We start from the raw sequence: 8,823 nt of genomic DNA, 5'->3' as shown, positions 1-8,823 counted from the left end.
CTATGAAGTGCGCGAGTTCTTGTTAGAAAAGTGGGGTCGAAAGTGCGCCTCTCTTGGTGCGCGTTCCCTAGCGCCGTGCGACGGCGCGGGGTCGCACCGCTACTGCGGTGCTGAGAACCTGCCGTTAGAGGTCGAACATATTCATCCCAAATCCCAGGGAGGGAGCGACCGAGTTTCTAACCTAACGCTGGCTTGTCATACTTGCAACCAAGCTAAGGGAAACCGAGATATTCGCAAGTTTCTATCGGGCAAACCGACCGTTCTCGACCGTATTTTGAAACAGGCAAAAGCGCCGTTAAAAGATGCGGCAGCAGTCAACGCAACTCGCTGGAAGCTGTACCAACAGTTGAAAGAAACTGGATTGACCGTTGAGGTGGGAACGGGCGGACAGACTAAGTTTAATCGGACTCGATTGGGTTTGCCGAAAACTCACTGGTTCGATGCTGCTTGTGTCGGGAAATCGACTCCCGATCGATTAGATGTCGCGATCGAGAAACCTTTACTCGTTGCAGCCAAAGGTCACGGGGTTCGGCAACGATGTCGTCCCGATCGATACGGTTTTCCGAGGGCTGTTGCCCCGAAAGCTAAATCTTTTCAAGGTTTCCAAACCGGCGATATAGTCAAGGCGACAATTCCTCAAGGAAAATTCGCCGGAAATTACACGGGGCGGATTGCTATTCGGTTTCGCCCTTCCTTTCGACTGAACGCTGGGGTTAAACCTTTTGACGTTCATCCGAAATATCTGACGACTGTTCAAAAATCAGACGGCTATGAATACAGATTCTCGAAATAAGGATGCCCTGTCGGGCAGTTCGTTTGTTGGCGGGAATTCCCCTCCCGCTAATCCTGTCGGATATAACGGGAGTCCCCTTCCCGCATTTTAGATGGACAACGATCCGATTTACGACCGCGTGCCGCGAGTTCCCCTGTGGCGTCGAGGTTGCGCCTTTGCGCTCGATAGCGCGATCGCCTGGTTTCTCTGCGCGATGCTCGGCGGCCCCAATGGTTTCGCGCAGTTTGTCAGTTTTGCCCTGGCCTGGCTCGCGATGCGCGTAGTGGTGGCATCCTCTAACTACGGACAGAGTCCCGGTCGCTGGGCGTTCGATATGCGCGTGGTCGATAACCGCTACAAGCGCACCCCCGGTCTCGTAGAACTCGCCAAACGAGAAGGAATGGCGGGACTGTTTGCGTTTTGGGCGATTTCGGGCTTTTTTAGCTTAGCGTCGCGCAATGCCTTTTATCTGTTGGGACTGGTTCCCCTCAGTATCGATCTCGGTATTGCCTGGTTCGATCCCCTCGATCCCTCCGCCTTACACGATCGCATCGCCAATACTCGCGTCGTCGCCACCCGACGGGGCTACTCCTTGGATGTAAAAGCCAAAAAATGGGTTGCCCTAATCCGGCAAAATATGAAACAATAGACGATCGCGTCTGAATTTGTTCACAGAAGAAACACGAGACGATTATGGCTAAGGGCGTCCGCATTGTCGTGACCCTCGAATGTACCGAGTGTCGTACCAATACCAACAAGCGATCGAAGGGCGTGTCTCGCTACACGACCCAGAAAAACCGTCGCAATACCACGGGGCGCATGGAACTGAAGAAGTTCTGCCCCCACTGCAACACGCACACGGTTCACAAAGAAACCAAATAGTGTCAATTTCATAGTCCCGAGACGCTTTCAACGCCTCTCGGCTGCTAAACCCCAACCTTCAATTGTTTAGGAGTAAAGCATTCCATGGCTACGTTTTACCGTCGTCGCGTATCTCCCATCAAACCGGGAGATCCCATCGACTACAAAGATGTCGATCTGCTCAGAAAATTTATCACCGAACGGGGAAAAATCCTGCCTCGCCGCATTACGGGTTTGACGGCTCGCCAACAGCGCGACCTGACCAAAGCCATCAAACGCGCTAGAATAGTGGCACTGTTGCCGTTCTTGAATAAAGAAGGGTAATGTTTTTTTGTCGTGCGTTAGCTGTCGGTACGAGATCGACGGCTAGCGGCGGGATAACGACGCAAACGTGGAATTGGTAGGCTGGTGGAGAAGGGAAATCTCGTAGAATTTCGACTGCACGGCGAGCGCCGCCTCGGGGTGCTAGACCGTCCAGAAGGGAAGAAAAACTGGGTGGCATTCGACGATCGAGGCCAGTCTCGGAGTCTATCACCCAAACAAATTACGTTTCACCTCAACAGTCAAGTCTTTAACCCTTCAGAGTTAGAGCCGCTACTCGAGGAAGCGCAGACTTACTTCGATCCCTCGAGTTTGGAAGTCGCTTGGGAGTTTCTCTCCGAAGACGGAGAGTCGATCGACCCCAGCGGACTCGCGCAACTGCTCTTTAACGATGAGACTCCGGCTCAACAGTACGCCGCCCACTGTTTGCTGTCGGACGATAAAATTTATTTCAAACAAAAAGGCGATCGCTACGAGCCAAGACCCGCTTCGCAAGTGGCCGATCTCAAACACCAAATCGAGGCAGAAGCCCAACGCCAGCAAGAGTGGCAAGACTTTCTCGATCGCGTTAACCAAGCCCTGTCTGGAGACTCGGTCGAATGGAGTCAGAGCGATCGCAACCGCATCGACGCCCTCGAACGCTTAGCTGCCCTCGGAAACGAAACCCCCTCTCGCGCCGCCGCCAAAGAAATTCTCGAAGCCCTCGATCGCTCCGAAACGCCACAATCGGCCTTTCAGCTTTTAGTGGATTTGGGTTTGTGGAGTCCCCACGAAAATCTCTTCCTCCGACGTACCCAGATTCCCACGCACTTCTCGAACAAGGTTCTCGACGTGGCGCAACGCTGTCTGACTTCTCCGCCCCCAGATTCCGAGCCGAACCGACTCGATCTGACCCACCTAAAAATCTATACCATCGACGATACCAGCACCCAAGAAATCGACGACGGACTGAGTCTAGAATATCTCGAGGACGGCCGACAGCGTCTGTGGATTCACATCGCCGATCCCACCCGCTGGCTGACACCCGGCGACGAACTGGACTTAGAAGCTCGACGACGCTGCACTACAGTTTATCTGCCGACGGGTATGACCCCCATGCTGCCGACAGAACTGGCAACGGGGCCGATGAGTTTGAACCAAGGACAAACCTGTTGCGCCCTCAGCTTCAGCGTCGTTCTCGAAGAAACCGGGCAAGTGAGCGAATATAGCATTCATCCAAGTTGGGTCAAACCGACTTATCGCCTCACCTACGACGACGTAGACGAGATGCTGCAACTGGGGTTGCGAGCCGAACCGGAAATTTCCGACCTGGCTGGGTGGGCGCGAAAACGTCAGACATGGCGACAAACGCGGGGGTCGATTTCTATTCATCTACCCGAAGCGTCCATTAAGGTCAAAGGAGAAGAGGTGACGATCGAGGTTCTCGACAACTCCCCCTCTCGCAATTTGGTCGCGGAAATGATGATTTTAGCGGGGGAAGTCGCTGCTCATTACGCCCAAACCCACAACGTCGTCATTCCCTTCCGCCACCAACCTCAACCGGAACTGCCTTCAGAAGAGGAACTCTTGCAACTGCCAGCGGGGCCGGTGCGTTTTTGTGCCATCCGTCAATGTATGCCTCGCAGCGAAACGAGTATTCTACCCAACCGCCACGCCAGTCTCGGTCTCGACACTTACACGCAAGTCACCTCTCCGATTCGGCGGTATACGGATTTGTTGACGCACTTCCAGCTTAAAGCCCACCTGCGAGGAGAGGCCCAACCGTTTTCAGCCGAGCAAGTCCAGCAGATGATGGCGAGTATTATGTCCTCGGTCAAAGAAGCGGTTTTGGTCGAGCGTCAAACCTCGCGATATTGGGCGATCGAGTATCTGCGCCGCCGCACGGACGAAACCTGGCAAGCTCTGGTGTTGCGATGGATTCGCGAAGACGAAAATTTAGGCGTGATTCTCCTCGAAGAAATCGGCATCGAGTTCGTGTGGCGTTTTCCCCGAGCCGTGCAACTCGGCGAACGGCTCGACCTCCGGGTAACTTACGCCGATCCCCGCGAAGACACGATTCAATTCCAAGAAGTCGCTGCCAGCCCCGCTTTTACAGTGAGCAGCCAGTAGGGTGTCGTGACGCGGGCGTTAAAACGTCGCCGCCCTCCGATAAGTGGAATTTACCGCGTCACGCACCGCCCCCAACCGGGGAGTGATGAGGTAATGAAATGATGAGATGGGGCGAGGGAGAAAACAGTTTTCCCTGTTCCCCGTTCCCGATTCCCCGTTCCCTGTCCCGTGCGTTAAAGCAACCCAATCACACTAAGCCTTTACGAAAAAAAACGGTGCGGTTGCGTCCGTCCTTCTTGGCTTGGTAGAGGGCTGTGTCGGCTTGGTTTACGAGAAGCGTTTCGGGTAAAGTGGGGGTCGGGACGATCGTAGCGATGCCCAAACTCAAGGTTACGTATTTATCGATCGGCGATCCGCCGTGTTCGATTTTCATCGCCTGGAGATGAGATCGAATTTCCGAGGCCACCTGCAAACCCCCTTTACAGTCTGTATTTGGGAGAATGACCGCAATTTCTTCCCCCCCGTAGCGCGCAACGAGATCGCTCGGACGTTTGGCTGCACGTACGAACGCAGCTGCAACCTGCTTCAAACACCAGTCTCCCGCTTGGTGTCCGTAGGTGTCGTTGTAACGTTTGAAAAAGTCGATATCGCCAAGAATTAACGAAAGGGGTTGTTGTTGGCGACTCATACGCCGCCATTCTCGATCGAGGGTTTCGTCGAAATGTCGTCGGTTGGCAATTTCGGTCAAGCCGTCGAGGTTGGCCAGTTGCTCTAATTCTTTGTTGGCTAGGGCGAGTTGGTGGTTGAGCGAGACGATTTCTTTGTTGCGGGTCCGAAGTTCGCTTTCGATCGCATCAGCGTGTTCGGTAATGTTTTCGAGCATGATTTCGAGATCGGCTTTCTCGAGCTTGAGGGCTGTGAGTTCCTGGTGCAGCTCGGTCAGTTCCTGTTTTAACTGTTCCCGCGATGGTTCTCGTTCCACGATAATTTTGAAGTCGAGCGGTTCGTCAATACAACGTCACGGTTTGAGCGATCGGAGCGGGTTTGAGCGAGATCCTTCGAGTAAAAAAACACTTGCTGAATTGGGAGAACCTCTGGTAAAACCAAGCATAGAGGTTTCGTGGAAACTCGCGCAGTCTATCGCAGGACGAACGAGCGATCGCGCGACGGGTTGGGTTTCGCTCGAGAAAGCGTTTCGACTACCAGCTCGATACACCGAAGGTCTTCGAGCATCCAAGAATGGAGTGCAACGGGAATTTGGCGATCGGTTCCGACGGACAGTTGGGAACTGCGAGCGGGTAAAATCATCAAGTCGTAAGGCGTCCAAATCGACGTAAAGTCGATCTGTCCGAGGAGGTCTCGCGCGTCCCGATCTAACTCTAGCAGAAACTCGCTGTTCGGACGCATTTGATGGCAACCGACGCGATCGAGAGCGTAGGCGGTCCAAGTCCCTTGGTGGGGTGAGGAAATGGTAATCAGACGCTCGACCCGCTCGACGCCCCCCAGACGCTGGGCGCCCCCTCAAACCCAGTGAAGACACCGATGTCATTACGTTAGAAACCACCGAACGCCACATTCTCGTGTATGGGCAACTTCGAGGTCGTCAAAACGTGAGGATCGGGCTATTCGAGCGATCGCCATTTCGCCACGACCTGTTTCCGCTTGCGTTGGTGGAGGTTAGCACGGTCGTACTTCGTCAAAATCTCGTCGATTTTGGCAATTTCGCGGGCAACTAGACAGATAATTTCCTCATGCCCTTGGGGGCGGTAGGTTTCGAGAGCTTTGCCCTCTAAAATCTCTAACGTCGCGATGCGTTTGAGTTCGTCGTCTGTATAGTCGTCTCGCGTGTGGCGAACTCCGTGGGTGAGCTGGATGACGTGCGCCATCGTCCCTTTTACGGCGATATTGTTCATATCGGCAACGGTGGCGTAAGTGTTGCGGTCTTTACCGGCAATCCGTTCGCGATCGCTTCCGCCACACAGCCGAATCGTGGCGTTGAGGTACTTGTTACTGTCGGCAGCCGTTTTCCGTAACAGATCGTGTCGAGTCGGTTTGGCAGTAGTGGGTTTGGCCATGGTCTTTCAGCCTCCACTAAGCTGTTGATTATTACATCAACATTATAGCACGCTGGAACGGGGAACGGGGAACAGTGTCCTCCTTGTCTCCCAGTAGTTACCAAAAAAAGTGGGTTTAAAGCCCCGTCCTTCTAGGACGGTTAACTTATGTTAAAAATAAAGTTATCCAAAATAAAGTCCGGTAAAATAAAACCATGATAGTAAGAGAAGCCAAGTTGTTGAATGGGTCTAAGGCACAATATAAAGCCTTAGATGAAGCCATAAGAACTGCTCAGTTTATCAGAAACAAAGCAGTAAGGTTATGGCGAGATGAGTCTAAAGTAGATAAGGCTCGTCTCTCTCTGCTATGCAAAGAATTGGCGCGTGAGTTTCCTTTTGCCAAAAAGTTGAACTCAATGGCACGTCAGGCATCATCAGAGAGAGCTTGGAATTCTATCTCTAGCTTCTATCGTCGCTGTAGAGAAGGAGCCAAACAGAAAGGTTATCCTCAGTTTAAAAAGCATTCTCGTTCAGTTGAGTATAAAACTTCAGGCTGGAAACTTTCAGAGGACTGTTTAGCTATTAATTTCACCGATGGCTTTAAGGCGGGTAAGTTTTCTGTGTTTTGCGATCGTGAGACCAGAGAGGACTTGTTCAGACTCAAAATTAATCGGGTGAGAGTGATTAGGCGAGCTGATGGTTATTATGCTCAATTCTGTTTTGATGCCACTCGAAAAGAAATAGGAAACTATACCGGGAATGCGATTGGCATTGACTTGGGCTTAAAGTATTTCTACAAAGACCAAAACGACAATGCGACAACCTACCCCAAGTATTTGAGACGGTCTGAAAAACGCATTAAGAAACTACAGCGACGGCTATCCAGAAAGTTTGTTAAGGGTAAAAAGCCTCAATCAAACAACTACCAAAAAGCTAGGATTAGACTGGGCAAGGCTCATTTGAAGGTTCAACGCCAACGTAAAGACTGGGCAGTTAAGTTGCGGTGCGACCCCGCGCCGTCGCACGGACGGGGCTTACAAGGTGCGGACGCAGGTTCCGCACACAGCCCCTCCGCTAGGGAACGCGCACCAAGAGAAGCTCGGTGCGTAGTAGCATCTAACGATGTTGTGGCATACGAAGACCTGAAGATACAAAACCTGGTCAAGAATCATCATTTGGCAAAGTCTATTTCTGACGCTTCGTGGTATCAATTCACTCAATGGCTAGACTATTTTGGGAAAGTTTGGGATAAAACAGTGATAGCTGTTGCACCGAATTATACATCTCAAGATTGTTTTAACTGTGGTCATCGAGTGAAGAAATCACTCAGTACTAGAACTCATCAATGTCCTCAATGCAAGATAGAAATTTGTCGTGATACGAATGCGGCATTAAATATCTTGAAGAAAGGGATGAACGTTCTAGGTATTGAGTGGAATCACAGTACCCAAGGGCATTGGGAAACTGCTGGGGAACCAGGAACGCTTGAGGAGACTACCACCCCTGCTGTCGATAGGCAACTTGAAACAGTAAGTGGTGTCGATGAATCAAGAATCACTTTGTGAGAATCCCCGTGCATTCACGCCGGGGAGTATGTCAATCGTACACCAAGCGAACCCGACTGGCGGCGCGATTAGCGATGTCCCTGGCTTGCTGGGCGGTTTCGGCGGTAGCGAGAGCGACTCCCATGCGGCGGTAAGGGCGCGTGGTTTGCTTCCCGAACAAACGCACGTCCGTATTCGGTTCGGCTAAGGCTTCGTCAACTCCCTCAAAGGTGACGCGATCGGCGTTGCGATCGGCGAGAATTACCGAACTCGCGCCAGGAGACACCAGTTCGATGGTGGGAATCGGCAGCCCCAAAATCGCCCGCAGATGCAACTCGAACTCGTTGAGGTTTTGCGAAACCAACGTCACCATTCCCGTATCGTGGGGTCGGGGGGAGAGTTCCGAGAAAATGGCTTCGTCACGGGTAATAAAGAACTCAACGCCGAAAATTCCGGCTCCTCCGAGGGCGGCGGTGACTTTTTCGGCGATCGCCTGCGCTTGAGTTAGTTGTGCGTTGGAAATTCCGGCCGGTTGCCAAGATTCCTGATAGTCGCCGCGTTCTTGACGGTGGGCGATCGGAGGACAAAAGAGCGTTTCCCCATTCCACTGACGGACTGTCAGGAGGGTAATTTCCACCTCGAACTCCACGAACTCCTCGACAATGACCTTTTGAGAATCTCCCCGCGCCCCTTCAACGGCGTAAGTCCAGGCTCGGGACACCTCATCCGAGTGGTTGACGACGGACTGACCTTTGCCCGAGGAAGACATGACGGGTTTAACGACGTTGGGAAAGCCAATGTCTTGAGAAACCGTTTGCAACTCTTCGAGGGACGAGGCGTAAGCGTATTTTGCCGTCCGAACACCTAATTCCCCCGCTGCTAAATCCCGAATGCGATCGCGGTTCATGGTGTAGTTCGTCGCGGCGGCTGTGGGAATGACTGTAAAACCTTGGCGTTCGAGGTCGAGGAGTTTTGTGGTGCGAATCGCTTCGATTTCCGGCACGATGTAATCAGGTCGGTGCTGTTTGACGAGGCGTTCGAGAGCGTCGCCATCGAGCATGGAAATCACTTCTGAAATATCGGCCACTTGCATCGCAGGGGCGTTCTCATAGCGATCGACCGCAATAACTGTATTGCCGAAGCGCTGTGCGGCGATGACGAATTCTTTGCCGAGTTCCCCAGAACCGAGGAGCATTATTGTTTTAGGTAATTTCACGAGAGT

General features: G+C 52.5%; 10 protein-coding genes. 6 read left to right on the top strand and 4 right to left on the bottom strand.

The window, feature by feature from the left end; all coding sequences use genetic code 11:
* The 5 genes from GEI7105_RS28570 to GEI7105_RS0101545 all read left to right on the top strand — a co-directional run.
* Positions 1 to 793 (top strand): HNH endonuclease (locus GEI7105_RS28570; protein ID WP_083862269.1); only part of this gene is annotated, 793 nt, incomplete at its 5' end.
* Between the two features lie 91 nt (positions 794 to 884).
* On the top strand, positions 885 to 1,421 hold the full coding sequence (locus tag GEI7105_RS0101555) for an RDD family protein (protein WP_017658735.1): 537 nt from the start codon (positions 885 to 887) through the stop codon (positions 1,419 to 1,421).
* Between the two features lie 44 nt (positions 1,422 to 1,465).
* A complete protein-coding gene (gene rpmG / locus GEI7105_RS34215) occupies positions 1,466 to 1,654 on the top strand; it encodes a 50S ribosomal protein L33 (RefSeq protein WP_017658734.1) in 189 nt (62 codons plus the stop codon).
* Positions 1,655 to 1,738: 84 nt separating this feature from the next.
* A complete protein-coding gene (rpsR, locus tag GEI7105_RS0101550; protein WP_017658733.1) occupies positions 1,739 to 1,957 on the top strand; it encodes a 30S ribosomal protein S18 in 219 nt (72 codons plus the stop codon).
* Between the two features lie 84 nt (positions 1,958 to 2,041).
* The gene (locus tag GEI7105_RS0101545) at positions 2,042 to 4,063 is read left to right on the top strand and encodes a ribonuclease catalytic domain-containing protein (RefSeq protein ID WP_017658732.1); all 2,022 of its coding nucleotides are present in this window, start codon (positions 2,042 to 2,044) and stop codon (positions 4,061 to 4,063) included.
* Between the two features lie 187 nt (positions 4,064 to 4,250).
* Here GEI7105_RS0101545 and GEI7105_RS28565 read toward each other — a convergent pair whose 3' ends face one another.
* The 3 genes from GEI7105_RS28565 to GEI7105_RS0101530 all read right to left on the bottom strand — a co-directional run bounded on the left by GEI7105_RS28565 (position 4,251) and on the right by GEI7105_RS0101530 (position 6,078).
* Positions 4,251 to 4,985 (bottom strand): diguanylate cyclase, encoded by a 735-nt coding sequence (locus GEI7105_RS28565; protein WP_017658731.1) that lies wholly within the window; start codon positions 4,983 to 4,985, stop codon positions 4,251 to 4,253.
* 155 nt (positions 4,986 to 5,140) lie between these two features.
* Positions 5,141 to 5,410, bottom strand: coding sequence for a hypothetical protein (locus GEI7105_RS28560; RefSeq protein WP_017658730.1), 270 nt, complete (start codon positions 5,408 to 5,410; stop codon positions 5,141 to 5,143).
* A gap of 215 nt (positions 5,411 to 5,625) precedes the next feature.
* Positions 5,626 to 6,078: a hypothetical protein gene (locus tag GEI7105_RS0101530; RefSeq protein ID WP_017658729.1), complete on the bottom strand. Its 453-nt coding sequence runs from the start codon at positions 6,076 to 6,078 to the stop codon at positions 5,626 to 5,628.
* Positions 6,079 to 6,272: 194 nt separating this feature from the next.
* On the opposite strand from GEI7105_RS0101530, the gene GEI7105_RS0101525 reads away from it, so the two are divergent.
* Positions 6,273 to 7,622, top strand: coding sequence for an RNA-guided endonuclease InsQ/TnpB family protein (locus GEI7105_RS0101525; protein ID WP_017658728.1), 1,350 nt, complete (start codon positions 6,273 to 6,275; stop codon positions 7,620 to 7,622).
* Between the two features lie 31 nt (positions 7,623 to 7,653).
* Here the strand turns inward: GEI7105_RS0101525 and purT are convergent, their stop codons facing one another.
* Positions 7,654 to 8,817 carry a formate-dependent phosphoribosylglycinamide formyltransferase gene (purT, locus tag GEI7105_RS0101520; protein WP_071591938.1) on the bottom strand — a complete coding sequence of 388 codons (1,164 nt, stop codon included), beginning with the start codon at positions 8,815 to 8,817 and terminating at the stop codon, positions 7,654 to 7,656.
* Positions 8,818 to 8,823: the final 6 nt, after the last annotated feature.

The sequence above is a fragment of the Baaleninema simplex PCC 7105 genome, assembly GCF_000332355.1.
Lineage (GTDB): Bacteria > Cyanobacteriota > Cyanobacteriia > Cyanobacteriales > Geitlerinemataceae > Baaleninema > Baaleninema simplex.
Note: the sequence above shows the minus strand (reverse complement) of the source record. Positions and strands in the feature narration are given on the sequence as shown.